Raw genomic sequence first — 883 nt, 5'->3', positions numbered from 1 at the left:
CAGTCCCGCCTCTCTGGGTTGTCGCACCACACGCCCCGCGTTCCTCCAGGCGCGGGGCGAAGTTGTATCCATCGCAACACGGACATGGTAGGCAACACGTTTTCACGAAAATCTGGCAATAGTTTAGGTCGTCAGGCTAGTCTCTTCTGGAACACTTCAATGAACTGAATTTTGTTCACTGCCTACAGAGGGAGACGAAATAGATGCGAATGAAATCCGTTATTGCCGCTATAGTCTGTGCCGTTGTTGCATCGACCACACTGACCGCGACATCAACCCGTGCCAACGATACAGGAGCGCTTATCGCTGGGGTCGCGTTGGGTGTGCTGGGAGCGTCGATCGCCAAACACCATCACAAGCACGGATCAAAATACCAGAAGCACCCGCACGTTTCGCCCGAGGAGAATGCGATCGGGCTTTGTATGCATCGGACCCACACCGCCATGAGCAATCAAGGCTACTATGCCGTCGATTTTGAGCGGACGCTTTCCTATACGACAAATTCTGATGGCATCGATCTGATTGATCTGGAGGTCGCGCGCTCAAAGGACAGCAATGATGCGCGGAGCCACATAAAAGCCCATTGCGCTATTCAAGATGATGCTGTGGTCAATTTCCGGTATTCGAACTACTGAGCTTGCCATCGGCAGCTTCAACTTAAGAAATCCAAGAGCTTCTATTTTCCCTTCTGAAAACCAGTAGGCAATGTGTCTCGGCCTTGTCTCTGCGTCTATCTTTTTAGCGTCGAGTTTGTCACAGTCTTGGTGATTTGGAGGCCCAAGGGGATGTAAATTGCCATAACATTCCCTATGTCATTGGATGATAAGAAGAATAGGGATAGCAGATGTCGAACCAGCAATTCGAAGCATTGATTCAAGAGACG

At 50.4% G+C, this 883-nt stretch carries 1 protein-coding gene; it reads left to right on the top strand.

Annotation, left to right across the window (positions count from 1 at the left end; translation table 11 throughout):
• The first annotated feature begins 203 nt into the window (after positions 1-203).
• Complete coding sequence (locus ACR0EL_RS21965) at positions 204-635, top strand: hypothetical protein (RefSeq protein ID WP_480502285.1); 432 nt, start codon at positions 204-206, stop codon at positions 633-635.
• The last annotated feature ends 248 nt before the right edge of the window (positions 636-883 follow it).

It is taken from the genome of Ruegeria sp. AH12 (assembly GCF_056541465.1).
Note: the sequence above shows the minus strand (reverse complement) of the source record. Positions and strands in the feature narration are given on the sequence as shown.

Coding starts and splice junctions, on each gene's coding strand:
- ACR0EL_RS21965 (WP_480502285.1), top strand. CDS start 204: ATGCGAATGAAATCCGTTATTGCCGCTATAGTCTGTGCCGTTGTTGCA.